20 protein-coding genes are annotated in these 22,413 nt (G+C 71.6%); 13 read left to right on the forward strand and 7 right to left on the reverse strand.

Translation table 11 applies throughout. The features are described 5' to 3' along the window. Positions 1–36 precede the first annotated feature (36 nt). The 4 genes from ACFYMM_RS13865 (at position 37) to ACFYMM_RS13880 (ending at position 3,812) form a co-directional block, all read left to right on the forward strand. A complete protein-coding gene (locus tag ACFYMM_RS13865; protein WP_388386089.1) occupies positions 37–399 on the forward strand; it encodes a cytidine deaminase in 363 nt (120 codons plus the stop codon). A 191-nt stretch (positions 400–590) separates the two neighbouring features. Next, entirely contained in the window at positions 591–1,067 is a 477-nt protein-coding gene (locus ACFYMM_RS13870; protein ID WP_388386090.1) for a hypothetical protein, read from the forward strand. A gap of 236 nt (positions 1,068–1,303) precedes the next feature. Continuing rightward, positions 1,304–2,632: a beta-xylosidase gene (locus tag ACFYMM_RS13875; protein ID WP_388386091.1), complete on the forward strand. Its 1,329-nt coding sequence runs from the start codon at positions 1,304–1,306 to the stop codon at positions 2,630–2,632. 160 nt (positions 2,633–2,792) lie between these two features. Continuing rightward, entirely contained in the window at positions 2,793–3,812 is a 1,020-nt protein-coding gene (locus tag ACFYMM_RS13880; protein ID WP_388386092.1) for a WxL protein peptidoglycan domain-containing protein, read from the forward strand. Here the strand turns inward: ACFYMM_RS13880 and ACFYMM_RS13885 are convergent. Then, a complete protein-coding gene (locus tag ACFYMM_RS13885; RefSeq protein WP_388386093.1) occupies positions 3,706–4,044 on the reverse strand; it encodes a P-II family nitrogen regulator in 339 nt (112 codons plus the stop codon). The two genes, ACFYMM_RS13880 and ACFYMM_RS13885, sit on opposite strands and share 107 nt — an antisense overlap. Continuing rightward, positions 4,041–5,351 (reverse strand): ammonium transporter, encoded by a 1,311-nt coding sequence (locus ACFYMM_RS13890; RefSeq protein ID WP_388386094.1) that lies wholly within the window; start codon positions 5,349–5,351, stop codon positions 4,041–4,043. Before ACFYMM_RS13890 ends, ACFYMM_RS13885 begins: the two co-directional genes overlap by 4 nt. Positions 5,352–5,524: 173 nt before the next feature. Between ACFYMM_RS13890 and era the strand changes: the two genes are divergently transcribed. Further along, on the forward strand, positions 5,525–6,478 hold the full coding sequence (gene era / locus ACFYMM_RS13895) for a GTPase Era (protein WP_388386095.1): 954 nt from the start codon (positions 5,525–5,527) through the stop codon (positions 6,476–6,478). Positions 6,479–6,532: 54 nt separating this feature from the next. Here the strand turns inward: era and ACFYMM_RS13900 are convergent, their stop codons facing one another. Next, positions 6,533–7,387 (reverse strand): helix-turn-helix transcriptional regulator, encoded by an 855-nt coding sequence (locus ACFYMM_RS13900; RefSeq protein WP_388386096.1) that lies wholly within the window; start codon positions 7,385–7,387, stop codon positions 6,533–6,535. A gap of 118 nt (positions 7,388–7,505) precedes the next feature. On the opposite strand from ACFYMM_RS13900, the gene ACFYMM_RS13905 reads away from it, so the two are divergent. Next, positions 7,506–8,360: an NAD-dependent epimerase/dehydratase family protein gene (locus tag ACFYMM_RS13905; RefSeq protein WP_388386097.1), complete on the forward strand. Its 855-nt coding sequence runs from the start codon at positions 7,506–7,508 to the stop codon at positions 8,358–8,360. A 22-nt stretch (positions 8,361–8,382) separates the two neighbouring features. On the opposite strand, the gene ACFYMM_RS13910 is transcribed toward ACFYMM_RS13905, so the two are convergent. Both ACFYMM_RS13910 and ACFYMM_RS13915 read right to left on the reverse strand, forming a co-directional pair. Beyond that, a complete protein-coding gene (locus ACFYMM_RS13910; protein WP_388386098.1) occupies positions 8,383–9,645 on the reverse strand; it encodes an MFS transporter in 1,263 nt (420 codons plus the stop codon). Continuing rightward, complete coding sequence (locus ACFYMM_RS13915) at positions 9,642–10,955, reverse strand: GH1 family beta-glucosidase (protein ID WP_388386099.1); 1,314 nt, start codon at positions 10,953–10,955, stop codon at positions 9,642–9,644. Before ACFYMM_RS13915 ends, ACFYMM_RS13910 begins: the two co-directional genes overlap by 4 nt. 148 nt (positions 10,956–11,103) lie before the next feature. Between ACFYMM_RS13915 and ACFYMM_RS13920 the strand changes: the two genes are divergently transcribed. Further along, complete coding sequence (locus ACFYMM_RS13920; protein ID WP_388386100.1) at positions 11,104–11,667, forward strand: GNAT family N-acetyltransferase; 564 nt, start codon at positions 11,104–11,106, stop codon at positions 11,665–11,667. Between the two features lie 7 nt (positions 11,668–11,674). On the opposite strand, the gene ACFYMM_RS13925 is transcribed toward ACFYMM_RS13920, so the two are convergent. Both ACFYMM_RS13925 and ACFYMM_RS13930 read right to left on the reverse strand, forming a co-directional pair. Beyond that, the gene (locus tag ACFYMM_RS13925) at positions 11,675–11,941 is read right to left on the reverse strand and encodes a protealysin inhibitor emfourin (RefSeq protein WP_388386101.1); all 267 of its coding nucleotides are present in this window, start codon (positions 11,939–11,941) and stop codon (positions 11,675–11,677) included. A 31-nt stretch (positions 11,942–11,972) separates the two neighbouring features. Next, positions 11,973–13,043, reverse strand: a complete 1,071-nt coding sequence (locus ACFYMM_RS13930) for a M4 family metallopeptidase (RefSeq protein ID WP_388386102.1) — start codon at positions 13,041–13,043, stop codon at positions 11,973–11,975. 348 nt (positions 13,044–13,391) lie between these two features. On the opposite strand from ACFYMM_RS13930, the gene leuA reads away from it, so the two are divergent. The 6 genes from leuA (at position 13,392) to ACFYMM_RS13960 (ending at position 22,384) form a co-directional block, all read left to right on the forward strand. Then, positions 13,392–15,113 carry a 2-isopropylmalate synthase gene (leuA, locus tag ACFYMM_RS13935; protein WP_388386104.1) on the forward strand — a complete coding sequence of 574 codons (1,722 nt, stop codon included), beginning with the start codon at positions 13,392–13,394 and terminating at the stop codon, positions 15,111–15,113. Positions 15,114–15,299: 186 nt separating this feature from the next. Continuing rightward, positions 15,300–15,995, forward strand: coding sequence for a TerB family tellurite resistance protein (locus tag ACFYMM_RS13940; RefSeq protein WP_388386105.1), 696 nt, complete (start codon positions 15,300–15,302; stop codon positions 15,993–15,995). 78 nt (positions 15,996–16,073) lie between these two features. Next, positions 16,074–20,030 (forward strand): tetratricopeptide repeat protein, encoded by a 3,957-nt coding sequence (locus ACFYMM_RS13945; protein WP_388386106.1) that lies wholly within the window; start codon positions 16,074–16,076, stop codon positions 20,028–20,030. Between the two features lie 199 nt (positions 20,031–20,229). Beyond that, positions 20,230–20,460, forward strand: coding sequence for a DUF397 domain-containing protein (locus ACFYMM_RS13950; protein WP_388386107.1), 231 nt, complete (start codon positions 20,230–20,232; stop codon positions 20,458–20,460). A 252-nt stretch (positions 20,461–20,712) separates the two neighbouring features. Continuing rightward, complete coding sequence (gene recO / locus ACFYMM_RS13955; RefSeq protein ID WP_388386108.1) at positions 20,713–21,462, forward strand: DNA repair protein RecO; 750 nt, start codon at positions 20,713–20,715, stop codon at positions 21,460–21,462. Positions 21,463–21,532: 70 nt separating this feature from the next. Further along, complete coding sequence (locus ACFYMM_RS13960) at positions 21,533–22,384, forward strand: isoprenyl transferase (RefSeq protein ID WP_388386110.1); 852 nt, start codon at positions 21,533–21,535, stop codon at positions 22,382–22,384. Positions 22,385–22,413: the final 29 nt, after the last annotated feature.

The following is a 22,413-nucleotide window of genomic DNA, read 5'->3' on the forward strand; positions in this document are numbered from 1 at the left end:
CGGGGCGAGAGCCCTTCCGGTTCGTATGCTCGGGGCATGACCGACAGCAACGCGCTCGACCCCGAGGACCGCAAGATCGTCACCCTGGCCCGTTCCGCGCGGGCCCGCAACGGCGTGCCCGAGGGCGCGGCCGTACGCGACGAGACCGGCCGCACCTATGTCGCCGGGACCGTCGCCCTCGACTCCCTGAAGCTCAGTGCCCTGCGGACGGCGGTCGCCATGGCCGTGGCCTCCGGGGCGAAGTCGCTGGAGGCGGCGGCGGTCGTCACGGAGGCCGAGGAGGTCCCGGCGCAGGACCTGGCCGCGGTGGCCGACCTCGGCGGCCCGGCCACGCCGGTGCTGCTGGCCGGCCCCGACGGTGCCGTACGGCTGACCGTCCCGGCCGGCTCCCCGGAGTAGGCCGGAATTCAACCTTGTCGGCCCCTTGCCTCCCGCGCATCAATGGAAGCGTAGTATCCGACGGACCGTCAGATCCGCATCGCCCGCGCAGTGTGCCCGCATCCACCTGCCCAGGCCTGTCGTCCGCCGCACGCCCATCTCCCGTCCATCCCCACATGGCATTCCCCAGCAGGGAAGGGAAGCGGATCCCCATGAGAGGCAAGCGAACAGCCACAGGTGCGGCACTCGTGGCCGGGGCCCTGGCGGTCACCGGACTCGCCTTCGCGCCCACCGCGGCCGCCGTCACTCCCCAGACGGCGACCATCAACGCCAGTTGCGGCATCTTCGGCGGTGGCGCGGCGACGCTCACCGCCACCCAGAGCGGCACCTCGGCCACCATCTCCCTCACCTCCACCGCGATCACCGCGCCGCTCCCGGTGGCGAAGGACTCCATCAGCTCCAAGCTCACCCTGGTCAAGGCGAGCGGCGGCACCACGGTCTTCAGCGGGACCAAGAACCCGGCGATGGCCACCGGCGACCCGGTCAGCGTCGGCCCGCTGACCGGCACGGTGGCCTCCGGCGACAGCCTGGAGACGTACGGCGGCTCGCTGGTGATGACGATCTTCGGGATCAACGTCACGTGCACGGCGACGGCCAACCAGTCGCCCGGGCCGTTCGTGTTCAGCTGACCGAACCCGGCCGAACCGACCGAACCGACCGAGTAGAGCGAACCGACCGAGTAGAGCGAACCGACCGAACCGACTGAACTGAGCGATCTGTTCCGGATGTCGTAGGGGTGCCGCAGAAACTGATGATCCGTCAGTTTTCTGCGGCATCTGCATTGACTTCTCACGCGGCCTCCACATCAATGGCCCCCTGTCGGCGCAGACGAGCCGCTGCGCCCGCAACCCACAGGAGGGGGCCCATGGGTCCGACACCCCGAAGATCCCGTCGGTGGCGCTGGGCGTCACTGCTCGGGGCGACCGCCCTGGCGGTCACCGCGGGCGGTGCGCTGGCCTGTCCGGCGGGTGCCGCCGGGACGAACGTGGACTTCGCCACGCACTGCATCCCGCCGGCCGTCGCGGGCATTCCGCCGATCGACGGCACCACCACCGGGAACATCTCGGTGGACAACGCCAGCCCCAAGGTCGGCGACACGGTGACGGTGACGTACACCGTGGTCAAGCCCGCTGCCAGCAACCCCACCGCGATCGCCCTGCCGGCCGACATCATGACGCCCACCGGCAAGGTCACCCTCGGCGGGGCGCAGACCGGGGACGTGACGGTGGCCGGGCCGAAGAAGAACGACCCGGTGCCGGGCAACGGCGCCTTCCCGTCGTTCTCCATGACCGGCACGTTCAAGGTCACCGCCCCCGGGGCGATCACGCTCTCGCCCGGCGACTACAACATCCACACCAGCTACATCCTGGAGCTGGACACCCCGTGCACGGTGACGAATCCGCCCGCGCCGGTCTCCCAGACCGTCACCGCGACGGACTCGACCCCGGTCAACAGCCGTTCCATCACGCTCGGTTCGGCCTCCGGGAACGCGGGCGCCGCCGTCACCGTCAACGGCAGCGGTTTCACACCGGGCGCGACGGTCACGCTGGCCGGGCGGGCCGGGAGCACCCAGACCGCGGACACCGCGACGGTGACCGCGGGCGCCGGCGGCACCTTCAGCGGTTCGCTGGTCGTCAACGACAAGACGACGACCGGGATCGTGGCGTACGAGGGTGCCTCCTGGGACGCGGCCAAGGGCGCCGGTCCGGCGGCCTACGTCGTCAACGACAACACGCCCGTCCCGGCGGGCAGCCAGAAGCTGACCACCACCGTCAAGGCGGGCACGCTGTCCATGTCCCAGGCCGGGGACTCCGTCGCGCTGTCGGCGGTCGACTTCGGCAAGGGCGGCGCCTCCACCGGCGCGCTGCGTACGGTGACCGTCAAGGACTTCCGCGGCGGACCCGCCGGCTGGTCGCTGACCGGCAAGGTCACCGACTTCACCGGTCCCGGCGCCAAGATCGACGCCGGCAGGCTCAGCTGGACCCCCGCCTGCGCCACCAAGGCGGGCAGCCCGAGCACCTGCAAGGCCGGTTCGGCGGGCACGGTGGGCACCACCGGAGCGACCCTGGCGTCGACCCCGGACGCGGCCCTCACCGGCGGCGAGTTCACCGTCGACGCGGGGCTCTCCCTGGACGTACCGGCGTTCACGCCCCCGGGTTCCTACTCCGGCGTCCTGACCCTGACCCTCACCTGACCCTCACCTGACCCCGACCCCGACCCTCATCCGATCCCACCTCCACCCCATCCGCACCCTCACCCGATCCGCGCTCTCTTCACCGGCGGCCGGGCGCCCTCCCGCACGGGGCCGCACCCGCCCGACCGCCACCACTCACGCCCGTGGGGGGTCCGCACCCATGCGCAAGCCGTACGTCCTCCTCCTGAGCCTCGTCTGCCTGCTGCTCGGCGCCGCCGTCGGACCCGCGCGGGCCGCAGACAACGGCAGCTGGGCCGTCTACCCCGTCGCCTCGCGGGTCGCCGCCCGGCCCTACTTCTACCTCTCCGCCGACCCGGGACAGACGCTCACCGACAAGGTGGCCGTCACCAACAGGACCGGCGAGCCGCTCACCTTCCGGCTGTACGCGGCCGACGCCTACAACACCCCGCGCGACGGCGGCTTCGCCGTACGGACGCTCACCGAGACGATGCGCGCGGTGGGCGCCTGGGCGAAACCGGCCAGGTCCCGGGTCACCGTGGCCGCCCACCAGACCGTCACCGTGCCCTTCACCCTGCGCGTCCCGCGAGGCGCCGAACCGGGCGACCACCCCGGCGCGATCGTGGCGCTCGACGAACGGATCGATCCCGGCAGGGGTTCCGTCGCCCTCGGGGTACGGCGGGCCGTCGGCGCCCGCGTCTATCTACGGGTGAGCGGGCCCACGCTCCCCGCGCTCTCCGTCGAGCAGGTGAGAATCAGCCACCACCAGCCCCTCGTACCGGGCCTCGGCGACTCCACGGCGATCGTCTCCTACACCCTGCGCAACACCGGCAACGTCACCCTCGACCCCAAGGTGCGGCTGCGGGCCGGCGGTCTGTTCGGCCGGACGCTGCTCGACCGCGACCTGACCGGGGTCCCCTCCGAACTGCTGCCGGGGCAGAGCGTGCGGCTGACCGAACCCTGGCACGGCGCTCCCCAGCTCGACTGGGGCGACGTCACGTTGACGGCGAGCGCGCCGGGCACCCGGGAGTCGGCCGGCGCCTCCTTCCTCGCGCTGCCCTGGCTGATGGCCGCGCTGGTGTTCGCCGCCGGCATGGCGGCCGGGGTGCTGCTGGTCAGAGCGCGTCGGGGCCGCGCTCGCCGGTCCGCACCCGTACGACCGTCTCCACCGGCAGTGCCCACACCTTCCCGTCCCCGATCTTCCCCGTCTGCGCGGCCTTGACGATCGCGTCGATCACGGATTCCGAGTCCGCGTCCTCGACGACGACCTCGATGCGCACCTTGGGCACCAGATCGACCCGGTACTCGGCGCCGCGGTACACCTCGGTGTGGCCGCGCTGACGGCCGTACCCGCTGGCCTCGGTCACGGTCAGACCGTGCACACCCAGCTCCTGCAGGGCGGTCTTGACCTCGTCGAGACGGTACGGCTTGACGATCGCGGTGATGAGCTTCATGCCTGGCTCTTGACCTTCTGGGCGGTGGGCAGGACGGAGTGGGCGACCGGGGCGCCGTGGCCCAGGACCCCGTGATCGTAAGCCGTCTCGGCGTGCACCGTAAGGTCGAGACCGGTCTGCTCCTGCTCCTCGGACGCCCTGAAGCCCATGGTCTTGTCGATCAGCTTGCCGAGGCCGTACGTCACCGCGAAGGCGTAGACCGCCACGACCACCACGGCCAGGGTCTGCTTGCCGAGCTGGGCGAGCCCGCCGCCGTAGAAGAGGCCCTCGGCGCCGCCGGTCATGGCCTTCTCGGCGAACAGGCCGATGAGCAGGGTGCCGACGATGCCGCCGACCAGGTGGACGCCGACGACGTCGAGGGAGTCGTCGTAGTCCAGCCGGAACTTCCAGCCGACCGCGTAGGAGCAGACGACACCGGCGGCCAGGCCGACCACCAGCGCGCCGAGCAGCGAGACCACCCCGCAGGAGGGGGTGATCGCGACCAGGCCGGCGACCGCGCCGGAGGCGGCGCCCAGGGTGGTGGGGTGGCCGTCGCGCTTCTGCTCGACGAAGAGCCAGCCGAGCAGACCGGTGCAGCCCGCGGCGAGGGTGTTGAGGAACGCGGCGGCGGCGAGGCCGTTGGCGCCGAGCGCCGAGCCTGCGTTGAAACCGAACCAGCCGAACCAGAGCAGACCGGCGCCGAGCACCACCATGGGCAGGTTGTGCGGGCGCATCGCGTCCTTCTTGAAGCCCAGGCGCGGGCCCAGAACCAGGCACAACGCCAGACCGGAGGCGCCGGAGGCGATCTCGACCGGCATGCCGCCCGCGAAGTCGAGGGCGCCCAGCCGGTCGAGGATCCAGCCACCGGGACCCCACACCCAGTGGGCCACGGGAACGTATACGAGCAGCGCCCACACCGGTACGAACACCAGCCACGCGCCGAACTTCGCCCGGTCGGCGACGGCGCCGCTGATCAGGGCGGCCGTGATGATGGCGAAGGTGAGCTGGAAGGTGGCGAACAGGAGGGTGGGAACGGTCCCGTGGACGCTGGCCGGCCCGAGACCTGCCATGCCGGCGTGCCGCAGACCGCCGATGAGTCCGCCGAACGCGTCGTCGCCGAAGGCCAGGGAGTAGCCGGCCGCCAGCCACACCACGGTGACCAGCGCGATCGACACGAAGCTCATCATCAGCATGTTGAGGACGCTCTTCGTGCGGACCATGCCGCCGTAGAAGAGGGCCAGGCCCGGGGTCATCAGCAGGACGAGGGCGGTGGCGGCGAGCAGCCAGGCGGTGTCGCCGGCGTCGACGTGCGCAGCGGCCAGGGTCACGGTGTCTCCAACGGTGTGGGGGCTCGTCAGAGGGTCACCGGCCCGCGTTTCCGGTCGCGTACAGGTGTGTTTCCGTGACGTTTCGTTGCATGGAGGTTTCCGGGACCTCACCGTGCCCGGCGGCCCGTGCCCGTGGTGCGGCGCGGCTTTGTGGATCAGGGAGAATGGGCGCCATGAGCGTGCGTACCCCGTCATCCGAAAAGCCGGCCGAGCCCGTCCACCGTGCCGGCTTCGCCTGCTTCGTGGGCCGCCCCAACGCGGGCAAGTCCACCCTCACGAACGCTCTGGTCGGGCAGAAGGTGGCGATCACCGCGAACCAGCCGCAGACCACGCGGCACACGGTGCGCGGCATCGTGCACCGGCCCGACGCCCAGCTGATCCTGGTGGACACCCCGGGCCTGCACAAGCCGCGCACGCTGCTCGGCGAGCGGCTGAACGACGTGGTCCGCACCACCTGGGCCGAGGTCGACGTCATCGGCTTCTGCCTGCCGGCGAACGAGAAGATCGGTCCCGGTGACCGCTTCATCGCCAAGGAACTGGCCGGGATCCGCAAGACCCCGAAGATCGCCGTGGTCACCAAGACCGACCTGGTCGACTCCAAGACCCTCGCCGAACAGCTGATCGCCATCGACCAGCTGGGCAAGGAGCTGGGCTTCGAGTGGGCGGAGATCGTCCCGGTGTCGGCGGTCGGCGACCGGCAGGTGAGCCTGCTGGCCGACCTCCTCGTCCCGCTCCTGCCCGAGGGCCCGGCGCTCTACCCGGAGGGCGACCTCACCGACGAGCCCGAGCAGGTGATGATCGCCGAGCTGATCCGCGAGGCGGCCCTGGAGGGCGTGCGCGACGAGCTGCCGCACTCCATCGCGGTAGTCGTCGAGGAGATGCTCCCGCGCGAGGACCGTCCCGCCGACAAGCCCCTCCTCGACATCCACGCCAACCTCTTCATCGAACGCCCCAGCCAGAAGGGCATCATCATCGGCCCCAAGGGCAAGCGCCTGAAGGAGGTCGGCATCAAGTCCCGCAAGCAGATCGAGGCACTGCTCGGCACTCCCGTCTTCCTCGACCTGCACGTCAAGGTGGCCAAGGACTGGCAGCGGGATCCGAAGCAGCTGCGGCGGCTCGGGTTCTGAGGGGCCGCCGCCAGGCTGCCCGCCGCCGGCTGCCCACGGCCAGGCTGCCCGCCGTCAGGGAGTCGCTTCCTGCCGGGAGAGGTCCTGGAGGCCCACCACCCGCAGCAGCTGCAGGCGTTCGTACGACTCCGTTCCCGGACGGGCCGTGTGGACGACCAGCAGGTGGTGGTGTTCGTGGCTGAGCATGACCTCGCAGTCCAGCTCCAGCAGACCGACCAGCGGGTGCAGGAAGCGCTTGGTCGCCCGGTGGCGCAGGGACACCTCGTGTTCGTCCCACAGACGCGCGAACTCCTCGCTGGACGAACGGAGTTCGGCCACCAGCGCGGCCGGTTCCGCATCGCCCGGGCGGGCGGCGGTCACCGCGCGCAGATTGGCCACGTGGGCCCGCGCGTGCGGCCCGTGGTCCTCCTCGGGGAACAGCCGGCGCGCCGTCGGGTCCAGGAAGAAGCGCCGGAGCAGGTTCCGCTCCTTCCGGGGCCGCGACATGACGTCGCCGACCAGCGCCTTCGCCATCGTGTTCTGCGCCAGGACCTCACCGCAGTCGTTCACCAGCTGGGCCGGGGTGTCGTACAGCCGGTCCAGTATCAGCAGCAGCCCCGGCCGGACGTGCGCCGACGCCGTCTCACGCCGTGGCGGCTCCTCCCCGGCCAGATGGAACAGATGGTCGTGCTCGACGCCGGTCAGCCGTAGCGCCCGCGCCAGCGCGGTCAGCATCTGGCGGGACGGACGCGGGCCCCGGGCCTGCTCCAGGCGCGTGTAGTAGTCCACGGACATCCCGGCCAGCTGCGCCACCTCCTCGCGGCGCAGTCCCGGCGTACGACGGCGCGCTCCGGCCGTGAGGCCCACGTCGGACGGGTCCAGCCGGGCGCGGCCACGGCGCAGGAAGTCGGCGAGTTCGGCTCGGTTCACCCCTCCAGCGTGCGCGAACGCGCCCGGCTTAGCCAGGGACTGCCGATCCCCCGATCCACAGGTCTCTCCCGCCGCCCGGCCCCCGGCTCGAAGCTGGGCGGGACGAGAGGAGCAGAACATGCTGACTTTGGTGACCGGTACGACGGGACAGGTCGGACGCCGCTTCGTGCCGAGGCTGCTGGCGCAGGCCCGGGCGGGCGAGAGGGTACGGGTGCTGGTGCGGGACGCGACGCGCGGGGAGCCGTTCGCCGAGCTGGGAGCGGAGGTCGTCGTCGGCGATCTGCGGGACGAGGAGGCGCTCGGCAAGGCCGTGGCCGGCGTGGACGCGGTCGTGAACGTCGCGGCGTCCTTCCGGGGGGTGCCCGATAAGGAGGCCTGGGCCGTCAACCGGGACGCGGCCGTGGCCCTGGGCCGGGCCGCGTCGGCGTCCGGTGTGCGCCGGTTCGTGCAGGTCAGTACCGGGCTGGTGTACGGCACCGGGCGCGGGCGGCCGCTGGTCGAGGAGGACGAGACACGGCCCGGCGGGGCGATGTGGGGCGCCTACCCCGAGTCCAAGGCGGCGGCCGAACGGGAGCTGCTCGCCCTGGACGGCCTGGACGTACGGATCGGCCGGCTCCCCTTCGTCTACGGCGAGGGCGACCCGCACCTCGCCGACTCCCTGCGCTGGGCCGCGCACTGGGCGCCGACCCAGCGGCTGCACATGGGCCACCACGCGGATGTCGCCCAGGGCCTGCTGCGCCTGCTGTACGCGCCGGGGGTCGGCGGACCGGTCTACAACATCGCCGACGACGCGCCCGTGACGGCGGTCGAGCTGCACCTGCTGAACGGCGTCGAGGTCCCCGCCTCACTCCACGCCAACACGGATCCCGACCCGTGGCTCGGGATCATGTCCACCGGCCGGATCCGCAGGGACCTCGGCTTCCGGCCCCTCTACCCGACCGCGTGGTCCGCCCGGGACGCCGGAGCCCTCTGACCGTCGCCCCCCGCCACCCCCTTCACTCCACGCCCCTGATCCGGTCCACCAGTACCGCCCCCGCCAGCCCGATCACCGCCGACACCAGATACAGCGCCCGGTATCCGCCGAGGTAGGTCACGATCGGCGCGGCGAGGGCGGGGGCGGCCACCTGGGGCAGCGCGTTCGCCACGTTGATCACCCCGAGGTCCTTGCCCCGGTCCAGCGCCTTCGGCAGTACGTCCGTCATCAGCGCGAAGTCGACCGAGGTGAACACCCCGAAGCCGATCCCGAGGACCGCCGCCGCCACGACCGCACCCGGCCAGGTCTGCCAGGCCGCCAGCCCCGCCGTCGCCACGGCCATGATCACGCCGGACCAGACCACGAACGGCTTGCGCCGCCCCACCCGGTCCGACCACACCCCGCCGGCCACCACCGTGCCCAGCAGCGTCAGACCGTTCACGGCCGTGAGGATCAGCACCCCCTGGTCGGGGTTGCGGTAGTGGACCCGGTCGCGCAGGTAGTAGAGGAGGTAGAGCAGGACGAGGGAGTTGCTGAGGTTGATCAGGAACCGGGTCAGCCAGGCCCAGCCGAGGTCCGGGTACCGGCGCGGGCTCAGCCAGAAGCCCCTGAGGAAGCCCCGGGTGGACCAGACCGGCCGGTCCGCCGGCGCCAGCCGCAGATCCGGATGGCGCAGGACGTACGGCAGGACGCCCACCACCGTGAACACCGCGCAGGCGGCATAACCGGCGCCGATCCCGCCCGCCGCCGTGGCCAGGCCCGTGCCGCCCACCACGCCGAGGATCTGCGCCGCCCCCAGCCAGCCGCCCACCACGCCCCGTTGCGGCCTCGGCACCCGGTCCGGCACGGCGGCCGTCACCGCCGCGAAGGCCGCGTTCAGCGTCAGCTGCACCAGGCACCAGCCGAGCGTCATCGTCCACAGCCCGCCCGCGCCCGCGAGCAGCAGCAGGGACAGCGCGCCGCCCGCCGTCCCGGCCACGATCCACGGCGTGCGCCGGCCCCGGCGGGAGGTCGTGCGGTCGGACAGCGCACCGAAGAGCGGGTTGGCGACCAGTGACACCACCGCGCCGACGCCGGTCACCCAGGCCAGCATCGTCTCCTTCGACATCCCGGAGCCGGGCGCGAAGTCCTTGGCCTGCGAGGCGAGCAGGATCTGCAGCGGGCCGAACCAGCCCACCCAGATGGCCCCGTTGGCGAGCGACAGCGCTGCCGTCCAGCCCCGGCCGACCCGTTCGACCGGCTCGGCCAGGGCGTCCGCGCCGACGCCCCGCCCGACGGTGGTCATCTCTGCGCCCGCAGCACGTCCCGGAACCACCCGTACGACGCCTTCGGGGTCCGTACCAGTGTGTCGAAGTCGACGTGGACGAGCCCGAACCGGCGCGCGTAGCCCTCCGCCCACTCGAAGTTGTCCAGCAGCGACCAGACGAAGTAGCCGCGCACGTCCACCCCGGCCTCCACCGCACGGTGCAGCGCCCGTACATGGCCGTCCAGGTAGGCGATCCGGTCCTGGTCGTCGAGGCCCTCGTACGAGCAGCCGTTCTCGGTGATGACGACGGGCGGGAGCCGGTCGCCGTACCGGTCGCGGAAGGTGGTGAGCAGCTCCGTCAGGCCCTCCGGTACGACCGGCCAGCCGAAGTCGGTGACCGGGCGGCCCTCGATGTCCTGGACGGAGAAGGGGAGTTCGGCCGGCATGGTGATCCCGCCGAACTCGATCTCGGTGCCCTTCGGAGCGCCCACCCTGGTCGGGGCGTAGTAGTTGATGCCGTACCAGTCGATCGGCTCGGAGATGACCTTCAGGTCGGACTCGACGTCGCCGGGCATCAGCTCGCCCAGTCCGGCCGGGTACGCGCCGAGCAGGAGCGGTTCGGCGAACAGCCGGTTGAGCAGTACGTCGTAGAAGTCGGCGGCCTCCACGTCGGCGCTGTCCTCGGAGGCGGGCCAGACCGGGCCGTGCGAGTTGGCGATGCCGATGTCGCCGGCGCCGGCCGCGCGCAGGGCCCGTACCGCGAGGCCGTGGGCCAGCAGCTGGTGGTGGGCCACCGGAAGCGCGTCGAACAGCAGCTGCCTGCCGGGGGCGTGGACGCCGAGCGCGTGCCCCAGGAGGGTGTGTTCGGCGGGTTCGTTGAGGGTGATCCATTTCGTCACGCGGTCGCCGAGCCGCTCGGCGACCGTCGACACGTGCTCGGCGAAACGGGAGGCCGTGTCCCGCTCCAGCCAGTCCAGCGTGGCCGGGAGGTCCCAGTGGAAGAGGGTCGGCACGGGCCGTACGCCCGCCGCGCACAGCTCGTCCACCAGCCGGTCGTAGAAGTCGAGGCCGCCGGGGGAGGCGACCCGGGGCCAGGAGACGGAGAAGCGGTAGGCGTCCACGCCGAGGCCCGCCAGGAGCGCCACGTCCTCGGTGTACCGGTGGTAGTGGTCGCAGGCCACCGCCGCCGTGGAGCCGTCCTTCACCCGCCCCGGCTCCGCCGTGAACACGTCCCACACGGAGGCCCCGCGGGCATCGGCGGCCCCCTCGATCTGATGCGCCGAGGTGGACACGCCCCACAGGAAGCCTGCGGGGAAGCGGGGTATCGGATTACCTGCGTCAGTCGCCATGGCCGGATCATCCTTACCGCCGGTAACGTAAGTCAACGCCCCAGCGGGAACTGCGCGTTGCGCGGCGCGTGGTGCCGGGTCGCGTCGGCTCCGCCCGGCGGGTGGCAACCGATGATCATCGGACGGCGGAGGTATCTATGATCATCCGATGATCGACGGTCAACTCGTACGACTCCGGGCACTGCGCGCCGAGGACCTGGACGCCCAACTGCGGTGGCGCAACGACCCCGAGGTGGCGCACTGGGCCACCGGAGGCCACCCGGGCTTCGGCCCGGTCACCCGGGAGGCGATGGAGCGCTTCCACGAGGCCCGGCTCCGCGAGGACCCGCGGGACGGCGCCACCTTCACCGTCGAGGAGCGCGACGGCGGACGCGCCATCGGCATGGCCGACTACCGCGATCTGGACCCGTTCGCCGGCCGGGCCACCGTCGGCATCACCATCGGCGAACGCGACCGCTGGGGCGGCGGCCACGGCTCCGAGGCGCTGCGGCTGCTGCTGGACCACCTGTTCGGCGCCTGCCGGCTGCGCCGGGTCGAACTGGACACCTGGAGCGGCAACGAGCGCGCCATCCGGGCCTTCCGCCGCCTCGGATTCGTGGAGGAGGGCCGCCGCAGGGCCGCCGTGCGGGTGGGTGACACCTGGTACGACGGCGTGCAGTTCGGCCTCCTCGACGAGGAGTGGGCCGCGTCGCGGGGACGACAGGGCCTCTAGGCCTCCTCTAGGCCCCCTCCTTCAGTACCCGGGAGACCAGTTCCCGCTCGTCCTCGGTCAGGTGGGGGTCGGCCGTGTGCACCGTCCGGCCGTCCACCGTGATCTCGTAGTGGAAGCCGTCGGGCACCCCGGCCCGCGGTCCGCCCCGGCCGGCGGACAGGACCCGCTCGGCCAGGGCGTGCCACTCGCGGGCGTCGGACCGTTCCGAGGTGTCGACCTCGGCACGGCGCTCGATGCCCGCGAAGCCTCCCGTGCGCCTCACCTGAATTCGCATGGGCCCCTGTCTAGTACGGATGCGCCCGGAATCACAGCGTCCGCACCCCGACCTGCTCCCACGCCTTCTGCACGGCCTGCAGTTCGTCGCCCGCTCCATAGCGCGTGCGCGCCGCCTTCACGGTGAGCGTGGCGAAGTCGGCGAAGAGGGCGTCCTGCTTCAGTTGGCCGCCGGTCAGCACGTCGTACCAGATCTGCCCGGCCTTCTCCCAGGCGTTGCCGCCGATGGCGGAGGCGACCAGGTAGAAGGCGTGGTTGGGGATGCCGGAGTTGATGTGCACACCGCCGTTGTCGCGGCTGGTGTGGTTGTAGTGCTCCATGGTCGCGGGCTGCGGGTCCTGGCCGAGGTTCGGGTCGTCGTACGCCGTGCCCGGGGCCTTCATCGAGCGCAGCGCGGTGCCGTGGACACGCGGGGCGAGCAGCCCGGCGCCGATCAGCCAGTCGGCCTCGGCGGCGGTCTGGCCGAGGGCGTACTGCTTGATCAGCGAGCCGAAGACGTCCGAGACCGACTCGTTGAGCGCGCCGGACTGGCCGAAGTAGGTCAGGTTGGCGGTGTGCTGGGTGACGCCGTGGGTCAGCTCGTGGCCGATGACGTCGAGCGGGATGGTGAAGTCGAGGAAGATCTGGTCGTCGCCGTCCCCGAACACCATCTGCTCGCCGTTCCAGAAGGCGTTGTCGTAGTTCTCGCCGTAGTGCACGCTCGCGTCCAGCGGGAGCCCGCTGCCGTCGATGGAGTGCCGCTCGTACGCCTTCAGGTAGAAGTCGAAGGTGGCGCTGAGGCCCGCGTAGGCCCGGTTGACGGTGGCGTCCTGGGCGGCCCCCGAGCCCTCCTCGCGGACCTTCGTGCCGGGCAGGTCCTGCTGGTGCCCGGCGTCGTAGATGGTGCGGTGCGGCTGGTCGGCGGCGGTCTGGGCGGGCGGGGCGACGGTGGGCGCGCCGATGACCGTGGTCAGCCTGCGCCGCGTGCGCTGGTAGGCGTCGTGCGCCAGGGACCGGCGGGCGGGTCCGGAGAGCGCGGGGTCCTCGTGCCGGGCCAGCTGGTCGAGGAGATGCGGTGGCACGATCGTGCAGAAGACGGGCTGGAAGCCCCCGTTGGTCGTCATGCCGGGCACCTTTGCACCGCGTTACGCCATTGTCACTACCTGCAACCATGATTGATGAAATACAGGGACATTCGTCACCGGCTCGTGGCGGAGAGTGCTATGACTCAGTGACGAAAGTGGCATTCCATACTTCTTGTCTCCTTTGTCCGTGGGTCCCGCATACTGAAACAGGCCCGCGCATCCCGCGCGGCTCGGCTAGGCTGCGGAGCATCATGCGTTTCGGGCTGCTTCTTCTTAGCTGCCGCGGCGAGGGCCTGTAGCAAGAGGCCGACTCCCTCCCCGCGGAGCTTTGGTGTTCCGTCGGCCGTCCAGCTGGACATCCGGACACCCCAAGGAGCCCACGCCATCATGGCCAACCGCCAGCAGCCCAGTTCCATGCCGATCCACAAGTACGGCCGCTACGAGCAGGTCGACATCCCCGACCGCACCTGGCCGAACCAGCGCGTCACGACCGCCCCTCGCTGGCTGTCCACCGACCTGCGCGACGGCAACCAGGCCCTGATCGACCCGATGTCGCCCGAGCGTAAGCGCCGGATGTTCGACCAGCTGGTCAAGATGGGCTACAAGGAGATCGAGGTCGGCTTCCCCGCCTCCGGGCAGACGGACTTCGACTTCGTGCGCTCGATCATCGAGGAAGAGGGCGCGATCCCCGAGGACGTGACGATCTCCGTCCTGACCCAGGCCCGCGAGGACCTGATCGCGCGGACCGTGGAGTCCCTCAAGGGCGCCCGCCGCGCGACCGTCCACCTGTACAACGCGACCGCGCCGGTCTTCCGCCGGGTCGTCTTCCGCGGCTCCAGGGACGACATCAAGCAGATCGCCGTGGACGGCACCCGCCTGGTGGTCGAGTACGCCGAGAAGCTGCTGGGCCCGGAGACGGAGTTCGGCTACCAGTACTCGCCGGAGATCTTCACCGACACCGAGCTGGACTTCGCCCTGGAGGTCTGCGAGGCGGTGATGGACGTCTACCAGCCCGGCCCGGGCCGCGAGATCATCCTCAACCTGCCCGCCACCGTGGAGCGTTCCACGCCGTCCACGCACGCGGACCGCTTCGAGTGGATGCACCGCAACCTGTCGCGCCGCGAGCACGTCGTGCTCTCCGTCCACCCGCACAACGACCGCGGTACGGCGGTGGCGGCGGCCGAACTGGCGCTGATGGCCGGCGCCGACCGCATCGAGGGCTGCCTGTTCGGACAGGGCGAGCGCACCGGCAACGTCGACCTGGTCACCCTGGGCATGAACCTGTTCTCGCAGGGCGTCGACCCGCAGATCGACTTCTCCGACATCGACGAGATCCGTCGCACGTGGGAGTACTGCAACCAGATGGAGGTCCACCCGCGCCACCCGTACGTGGGCGACCTGGTCTACACGTCCTTCTCCGGCTCCCACCAGGACGCCATCAAGAAGGGCTTCGACGCGATGGAGGCCGACGCCGCCGCGAAGGGCGTCACCGTAGACGACCTGGAGTGGGCGGTGCCGTACCTGCCGATCGACCCGAAGGACGTCGGCCGTTCCTACGAGGCGGTCATCCGGGTCAACTCGCAGTCCGGCAAGGGCGGTATCTCCTACGTCCTGAAGAACGACCACAAGCTGGACCTTCCCCGCCGGATGCAGATCGAGTTCTCGAAGATCATCCAGGCGAAGACGGACGCCGAGGGCGGCGAGGTCACCGGCGGCGACATCTGGGCCGTCTTCCAGGACGAGTACCTGCCCAACCCCGAGAACCCCTGGGGCCGCATCCAGGTCCGCACGGGCCAGTCGACCACCGACACCGACGGCGTGGACACCCTCACCGTCGAGGCCACGGTCGACGGCGAGGACACCGTTCTGACCGGCTCCGGCAACGGTCCGATCTCGGCCTTCTTCGACGCCCTGCAGTCCATCGGCGTCGACGTACGCCTGCTGGACTACCAGGAGCACACGATGAGCGAGGGCGCCTCCGCGCAGGCCGCCTCGTACATCGAATGCGCGATCGACGACAAGGTTCTGTGGGGCATCGGTATCGACGCGAACACGACGCGTGCGTCCCTGAAGGCGGTCGTCTCCGCCGTGAACCGGGCCAGCCGCTGACCCCGCGCTGACCTGCGCCTGTGGTGCCCCGGCCGCCTCATCGGGCGGTCGGGGCACCGTCGCATATCGGCCATCTGTTCGTGCAGGTCACGAAAAGGTCTCGTACGGGGTACTGACTCCACCTCATCTATGTGGCTAACATCACGCCAGCACGGCGATGTTGCCGTGTCGTGACGGAGGTGCGACGTGCTGCCAGTACGGGGACAAGACGACCGTGCCACCAGGACCGTGCGAGTCCTGGGCACCCGCACCGCCTGGACGCCCGTGGGAGACGGAGAGTTCTTCTGCCCGGGCTGCGGGGGCGACCGCAACTACCAGCGGCTCACCGGCCGCCGCCGCCTCACCCTCCTCGGCGTGCCCGTCCTGCCGCGCGGGGCGACCGGACCGGTGGTGGAGTGCGCGGCCTGCCGCCACCACTTCGGCACCGACGTCCTCGACCATCCGACCACCTCCCGCTTCTCCGCGATGCTCCGCGACGCCGTGCACACGGTCGCCCTCGCCGTCCTGGCCGCCGGCGGCACCTGTGCCCGTACGTCCCTGGAGGCGGCCGCCGCCACGGTCCGCGCGGCGGGCTTCGAGGACTGCACCGAGGACCAGCTCGACGCCCTCGTCGAGGCGCTCGCCGCCGACACCGGCCGGGTCTTCGAACAGCCCTGCGGCGCGAGCCTCGCCATAGAGCTGCACGAGGCCCTCGACCCCCTCGCCCCGCACCTGGCCCCGGCCGGCCGCGAGTCCCTCCTGCTGCAGGCGGCCCGCATCGCCCTGGCCGACGGCCCCTACACCCCCGCCGAACGCGACGCCCTCACCACGATCGGAGCGGCCCTCACGATCTGCACGGACGACGTGACCCGCCTCCTGGCGGCGGCCCGCACACCGTCCTGACTCCACCGCTCCCACGCCGCGCTCGCGAGGAGCACAATCGTCTTTGCCGGGAGGCGCGCTGGGGGACTGGGGGAGCGCATGAGGCTGGGCGGGCGCTGGGTGCTGGTGGCGGCCCTGAGCGTGGCCGCGTTCGCGGGGGTGTTCCTCCTTTTCTACGCTGCCCACGTGCCGCTGCTGCCGCGCTCGGACGACAACCGGGTCGCCGTGGGAGTGGCCGCCGCGACCGTCGCCGCCACGGTGGGCGGTACCTGGGGTGCCTGGTGGGCGCCGCGTGCCGAGCGGACCGTGCCCGAGCCGACGCCGGGCGCGGTGCGACTGGAACTGCCGCACGCGACGGTCACCGTCAGCGGAAGCCCACCCGAGGAGCCTCCGCGCCTCCTGGTGCGGATGGGCGACCTGCCCCGCGAACCGGTCGGCTTCCAGCCCCGCGAGGACCTGCTGGCCCAGCTCACGGGGGCGGCCGAGCAGCCGGGCCTGACCGTGGTGCACGCGGTCACCGGCGCTCGGGGGGTCGGCAAGACACAGCTCGCCGCCGCCTATGCCCGGCGCCGCATCGCGGAGGGGTGGCCCGTGGTCGCCTGGATCACGGCGGAGAGCCGCGGCCAGCTCACCTCCGGACTCGCCGAACTCGCCGACCAGTTGGGCGTGCGCGAGGCCGGCGACGATACCGCAGCGGCCGCTCAGGCGGCCCTCACCTGGATAGGCCGCAACCCCGACCCCTGCCTCCTGGTCCTGGACAACGCCACCGACCCCGACGAGGTGGCGCGCTGGCTGCCGACAGCCGGCCGGGCCCAGGTTCTGGTGACCACCACCGCCCAGGCCTTCGAGAACCTCGCCGGAGCCAGGGTCGACGTCACGGTGTTCACACCGGAGGAGGCTCTGGACTTCCTGCGGCGCCGCACCGGGCTGGACTCCGACGACCCGGGCGCCCGGGCGGTCACCGACGAACTGGGCCGCCTGCCGCTGGCACTGGCGCAGGCCGCCCATGTCATCCGCGCCCGCGGCACCGGCTATCGGGCCTACCTCGAACGGCTGCGCGGCTACCCGCTCGAAACGGTGCTGGAGAAGGTGCCGGGCGAGCGCTATCCGCACCGCGTGGCGGAGGCCGTGCTGCTCGCGGCGGAACAGGTGGAGGGACGCGACCCGTCGGGCGTGGTGCGGGCCCTGCTGGAGGCGCTGTCGGTGCTGTCCCCGGCAGGCGTCCCCCGGGAACTGCTGTACGGGGTCGCGAAGGAGTCGGGTTACGAGGACCGGGCCGTGGTGGAGGCCGGGTTGGGTGCCCTGGTCCGGGCGTCGTTGGCCACCGATGCCGGGGCTGACGCGGTGGCCGCGCACCGGCTGGTGCAGCGAGTGATGCGGGAGCGGGCGGGGCAAGAGGTGCGGACCGTCGTCGCGACGGTGGCTCGGCATCTGGAGGAAGTACTGATACCCGTGACCGAGGCCTGGGAGCAGAGGGAGTCCGGAGGTCAGCTCGTCGACCAGACCGAGGCGCTCTGGAACGTCGCGCGCGGCGACCTGGTGTCGTACGGAGAGGAGGAGCAGCAGGCCCTGGTACGGCTGCGGCGGTGGGCGGCGTACGGGCATCTCAGCCGGGTGGGCGCCACCGCCCGGGCATCGGAGTGGGCGGCCGAGACCCGGCGGCTGTGCGAGGACGCGCTGGGCGAGGAAGCGGCGGCCTTCCGGCTGGCGCTGGAACTCGAAGGCGACATGTGCGACTGGCTGTACCGCACCGAACAGGCCATCGGGGCCCGCCGCCGACTCCTCGAGGTGACCGAACGCTGCCTGGGCCCCGAGGACAGGACGTGCCTCTTGGCGCGCGCGGACCTCGCGCGGTCGTACCAGACAGCGGGTCGTTACGAGTTGTCCGTGCCCATGTACGAGGACCTGGAACGTGATGTGCGGCGGTGGTTCGAAACGGACTACGTTCTGGTGCAGAACGCCGTCCACGACCTGGCGCACGCCTATGCGGCGGCCGGACGGCTCCGGGAGGCGGCCGGGACCGTGGACCGGATGCGGGCGGACTGGGCCCAAGGAGGCGCCCGGCCGTCCTTCGCGGGACTCGACTCCCTGGAGAACCTGTGCGACGCCTACGGTGCGATGGGGCAGGAAGGGGAGAGCGCGGCGCTGCTGCGTCGCTATGTGACGGAATGCGAGGCCGCGCACGGGTCCGACGCTCCCGAGACGATCTGGGCGCGCAACAACCTGGCCATGCACTGCATGGACGCCACCCTCTACACCGAGGGTCTCGCCGCCGCGGAACGCGCGCTGGCGGACGCCGAGCGCGTGTTCGGCCCGGACTCCGAGGACACGATGGACGTCCGGGACACCCTGGCCACCTGCCTGCAGTGGAACAACCGCAACGACGAGGCCGTGGCCCTGTTCCGCCGCGTGGTCGACGAACGGATCGCCCGTCATGGCGCCGAGCATCCCAAGGTGTTGAACGCCCGCGCGGCCCTGGTCTGGTCACTCGACAAGTCGGAGCGTTTCGCGGAGGCCTACGAGGCGCAGGTGGAGCTGATCGCGGACCATGAGCGGCTGCTGGGCCCGGACGTGCCGGCGACGTTCGCCGTGCGCCGCTTCCACATCCACCTCTGCAGCCGTCACGGCCGCAGCCAGGAGGCGATCGCGTACGCCCGTGAGGTACTCGCCGACCACGAACGGGTCCACGGCCCGTTCCACCCGCACACCTTCGATGTCCGCGCCGCCCTCGCCGACGCCCTGGCGGACGCCGACCACCACACGGAAGCGGTCGACCTGCTCAGGCGGTCGCTCCAGGACGCCGAGCGGGCACTCGGCCCCGGACACCCGGAGACGTTCTCCGCACGCGCGCGCCTCGCCGGCGTACTGCTCGCCGGAGGGGAGCCGCACGAGGCCCGGGCGCTGCGTGAGAAGAACGTGACGGACTACATCCGGGTGTACGGCGAGGAACACATCAGCGTCGTCTGGGCCCGCAGCGACCTCGCCGATGCCCTCACCTGGGCGGAGGAACACGAAGAGGCGCTCGGCCTGCACCGCGGGGTCGTCGATTCCCTGGCCCGCCTGCGGGGGGCGGACCACCCCGCCACCGTGCGGGCCCGCCGATGGCTGGCGGCTGCCTGCGCGAGGGCGGGACGACACGCAGAACGGCTGACGCTGACCGCCCAGGCGCTCCAGGACACCGAGGCCCTGTTCGGCGCGGGCAGCCCCGTCGCTCTCGGCGCCGGCCTGGAGCATGCGGGGGCGCTCGCCGCTGCCGGGCGACGGCGGGAGGCGCGCCGCCTGTTCCGCGCACTGTACGAACGCACCCGGCACGTGCGGGGAGCCGATCATCCCTACACGATCTACCGTCTCGACGACGCCGCCGACAGCTACCGCGAAGTGCAGCGGCGGCTGAAAGCCCTCCGGATCCGGCACCGCGTACTCCGTGCTCACCTGGCCAGGAGCGGGCCGTTGGACGGCGGTTCGCTCGGTGCCCGCCGCCGGCTGGGCACCGCCTACGCGTCCGTCGGCCTCGTGTGGCGCAACGCCGCCGTACAGAAGCGACTGCTGGACGAGCTGACCACGCGGTTCGGCCCGGACCACCCCGATGTGCTGTGGCAGCGGGACTGGTGGTGCCACGCGCTCCGCTGCTCGGGCCGCTGGCGCAAGGCTCTGGCCGTGGCCCGCGACCGGGTCACCGATTGCGAACGGCGGTACGGCCCCGACCACCTCTGGACGCTCGCGGCGCGCTGCCTGGTGGCCGTCACGGCCCGCCGCACGGGCCGGGTCCGCACCGCCCGCACCGAGTTCGAGCACCTGGTCGACGACCGAACCCGTCTGCACGGACCGGATCACCCACTGACCCTTGCGGCGCGCGCTGACCTCGCGTACGCCACGCTCTGGTCCCTCCATCCCCGCCGGGCCGCGGTCCTCGCGGACGCGCTGCTCCACGACGAGGCCCGCGTCTTCGGCGCCGACAGCGTCCAGGTCAAGCGGCTCGCCCGCCGCCAGGTGCTCTTCTGCCTGGCCATCGGCCGGTGGCGCCTCCTGCGCTCCGCCCGCCGCGTCCGCAGTTGATCGACGAGCTATGCCGCCGCGAGTTCACATCACAAATTTGCCGCGACCACCGAACCTGGTGGTGCACCTGGGCGGAGTGGTCCCCCGGCTGGATACCGCCGTGCGTGACGCGCCCCACAGCGTGAGGGACGAGGCGTTGCCCCCCGCGGGAGTCGCGTGACCTCATCCACCAGTTGGTCAAGGAGCTGTGAGGACCGGCATGATCCCCTCCACCGCGTGGAAGAAGTCGTCATTCTCCGGTGGATGCGAGGGCAACGACTGCGTCGAAGTCGCCGATCAGGACACCCACATATCCATCCGCGACTCCAAAACCCCCGCCACAGCCACCCCCACCTTCCCGGCCACCGCCTTCAGCCCCTTCCTCGAAGCCCTGAAGGAAGGCTTCGCCGGTGGGGCTCGCCGTCGGCCTCGTGGACAATGGACCCCATGAGTCTGTTCCGGGATGACGGCATCGTGCTGCGCACCCAGAAGCTCGGGGAGGCGGACCGGATCATGCTGTGCTTGCCCGGGGGGCGACCCCCGGACCCCCGGCCGGTGGATTGCGGGGGTGGGTTGTGAGTCTGTTCCGGGATGACGGCATCGTGCTGCGCACCCAGAAGCTCGGGGAGGCGGACCGGATCATGCTGTGCTTGCCCGGGGGGCGACCCCCGGACCCCCGGCCGGTGGATTGCGGGGGTGGGTTGTGAGTCTGTTCCGGGATGACGGCATCGTGCTGCGCACCCAGAAGCTCGGGGAAGCGGACCGGATCATCACGCTGCTCACCCGGGGGCACGGGCGGGTGCGGGCCGTGGCCCGGGGGGTGCGGCGGACCAAGTCGAAGTTCGGGGCCCGGCTGGAGCCCTTCTCCCACGTGGACGTGCAGTTCTTCGCCCGCGGCAGTGAGCTGGTCGGGCGCGGCCTGCCGCTGTGCACGCAGAGCGAGACCATCGCCCCGTACGGCGGCGGCATCGTGACCGACTACGCTCGGTACACCGCCGGGACGGCCATGCTGGAGACCGCCGAGCGGTTCACCGACCACGAGGGCGAGCCCGCAGTACAGCAGTACCTGCTGCTCGTGGGCGCGCTGCGCACCCTCGCCCGGGGCGAGCACGCCCCGCACCTCGTCCTCGACGCCTTTCTGCTCCGGTCACTCGCCGTGAACGGCTACGCGCCCAGCTTCGGCGACTGCGCCAGGTGCGGCATGCCCGGGCCCAACCGTTTCTTCTCCGTGGCCTCCGGCGGCAGCGTCTGCGTCGACTGCCGGGTGGCCGGCAGCGTCGTACCCTCGCCCCAGACCCTCGTACTGCTCGGCGCGCTGCTCACGGGAGACTGGGAGACCGCGGACGCGTGCGAGGCGCGGTACGTCCGGGAGGGCAGCGGGCTGGTGTCCGCCTACCTGCACTGGCATCTGGAGCGCGGACTGCGCTCGCTGCGGTACGTGGAAAAGTCGTGAGCAGTCAGCTTCACAACCCGTAGAGCACAACCCGTAGAGCACAACCAGTAGAGAGAGACGAGAAGCAACCATGGTCGTACGTGGGATCCTGGGCCGCCAGCGGCGTGAGTACCAGGCGCCGGAGCCGCACCCGTCCGGCGCCCGCGCGCCCAAGCTGCCCGGGGAACTCGTCCCGAACCACGTCGCGATCGTCATGGACGGGAACGGCCGCTGGGCCAAGGAGCGCGGGCTGCCCCGCACCGAGGGGCACAAGGTCGGCGCCGAGCGCGTCCTCGACGTGCTGCAGGGCGCGATCGAGGTCGGCGTCGGGAGCATCTCCCTGTACGCCTTCTCCACGGAGAACTGGAAGCGCTCGCCCGACGAGGTCCGCTTCCTGATGAACTTCAACCGCGACTTCATCCGCAAGACCCGCGACCAGCTCGACGCGCTCGGCATCCGGGTGCGCTGGGTGGGCCGTATGCCCAAGCTGTGGAAGTCCGTCGCCAAGGAACTCCAGGTCGCCCAGGAGCAGACCAAGGGGAACGACCGCCTCACCCTGTACTTCTGCATGAACTACGGCGGCCGGGCGGAGATCGCCGACGCGGCGCAGGCGCTCGCCGAGGACGTGCGGGCGGGCCGCCTCGACCCGTCCAAGGTCAATGAGAAGACCCTGGCCAAGTACCTGTACTACCCGGACATGCCGGACGTCGACCTGTTCCTGCGGCCGAGCGGCGAGCAGCGCACCTCCAACTACCTGCTGTGGCAGAGTGCCTACGCCGAGATGGTCTTCCAGGACGTGCTGTGGCCGGACTTCGACCGCCGTGACCTGTGGCGGGCCTGTGTCGAGTTCGCCTCCCGCGACCGGCGCTTCGGCGGGGCGGTGCCGAACGAGGAACTGCTCGCCATGGAACGGGACATGCGGGGCGGACCGGCCACCTCGTGATCACCGGGGGCCGCGCCCCGGCCCCCGCC

It is taken from the genome of Streptomyces sp. NPDC006739 (assembly GCF_042869815.1).
Lineage (GTDB): Bacteria > Actinomycetota > Actinomycetes > Streptomycetales > Streptomycetaceae > Streptomyces.

Bases quoted from the DNA above. Each gene is read 5' to 3' on its own strand.
- ACFYMM_RS13920 (WP_388386100.1), top strand. From the start codon at position 11,104: ATGATCGACGGTCAACTCGTACGACTCCGGGCACTGCGCGCCGAGGAC.
- era (WP_388386095.1), top strand. From the start codon at position 5,525: ATGAGCGTGCGTACCCCGTCATCCGAAAAGCCGGCCGAGCCCGTCCAC.
- ACFYMM_RS13875 (WP_388386091.1), top strand. From the start codon at position 1,304: ATGGGTCCGACACCCCGAAGATCCCGTCGGTGGCGCTGGGCGTCACTG.
- leuA (WP_388386104.1), top strand. From the start codon at position 13,392: ATGGCCAACCGCCAGCAGCCCAGTTCCATGCCGATCCACAAGTACGGC.
- ACFYMM_RS13905 (WP_388386097.1), top strand. From the start codon at position 7,506: ATGCTGACTTTGGTGACCGGTACGACGGGACAGGTCGGACGCCGCTTC.
- ACFYMM_RS13880 (WP_388386092.1), top strand. From the start codon at position 2,793: ATGCGCAAGCCGTACGTCCTCCTCCTGAGCCTCGTCTGCCTGCTGCTC.
- ACFYMM_RS13910 (WP_388386098.1), bottom strand. From the start codon at position 9,645: ATGACCACCGTCGGGCGGGGCGTCGGCGCGGACGCCCTGGCCGAGCCG.
- ACFYMM_RS13945 (WP_388386106.1), top strand. From the start codon at position 16,074: ATGAGGCTGGGCGGGCGCTGGGTGCTGGTGGCGGCCCTGAGCGTGGCC.
- ACFYMM_RS13925 (WP_388386101.1), bottom strand. From the start codon at position 11,941: ATGCGAATTCAGGTGAGGCGCACGGGAGGCTTCGCGGGCATCGAGCGC.
- ACFYMM_RS13870 (WP_388386090.1), top strand. From the start codon at position 591: ATGAGAGGCAAGCGAACAGCCACAGGTGCGGCACTCGTGGCCGGGGCC.
- ACFYMM_RS13960 (WP_388386110.1), top strand. From the start codon at position 21,533: ATGGTCGTACGTGGGATCCTGGGCCGCCAGCGGCGTGAGTACCAGGCG.
- ACFYMM_RS13950 (WP_388386107.1), top strand. From the start codon at position 20,230: ATGATCCCCTCCACCGCGTGGAAGAAGTCGTCATTCTCCGGTGGATGC.
- ACFYMM_RS13885 (WP_388386093.1), bottom strand. From the start codon at position 4,044: ATGAAGCTCATCACCGCGATCGTCAAGCCGTACCGTCTCGACGAGGTC.
- ACFYMM_RS13930 (WP_388386102.1), bottom strand. From the start codon at position 13,043: ATGACGACCAACGGGGGCTTCCAGCCCGTCTTCTGCACGATCGTGCCA.
- ACFYMM_RS13865 (WP_388386089.1), top strand. From the start codon at position 37: ATGACCGACAGCAACGCGCTCGACCCCGAGGACCGCAAGATCGTCACC.
- ACFYMM_RS13915 (WP_388386099.1), bottom strand. From the start codon at position 10,955: ATGGCGACTGACGCAGGTAATCCGATACCCCGCTTCCCCGCAGGCTTC.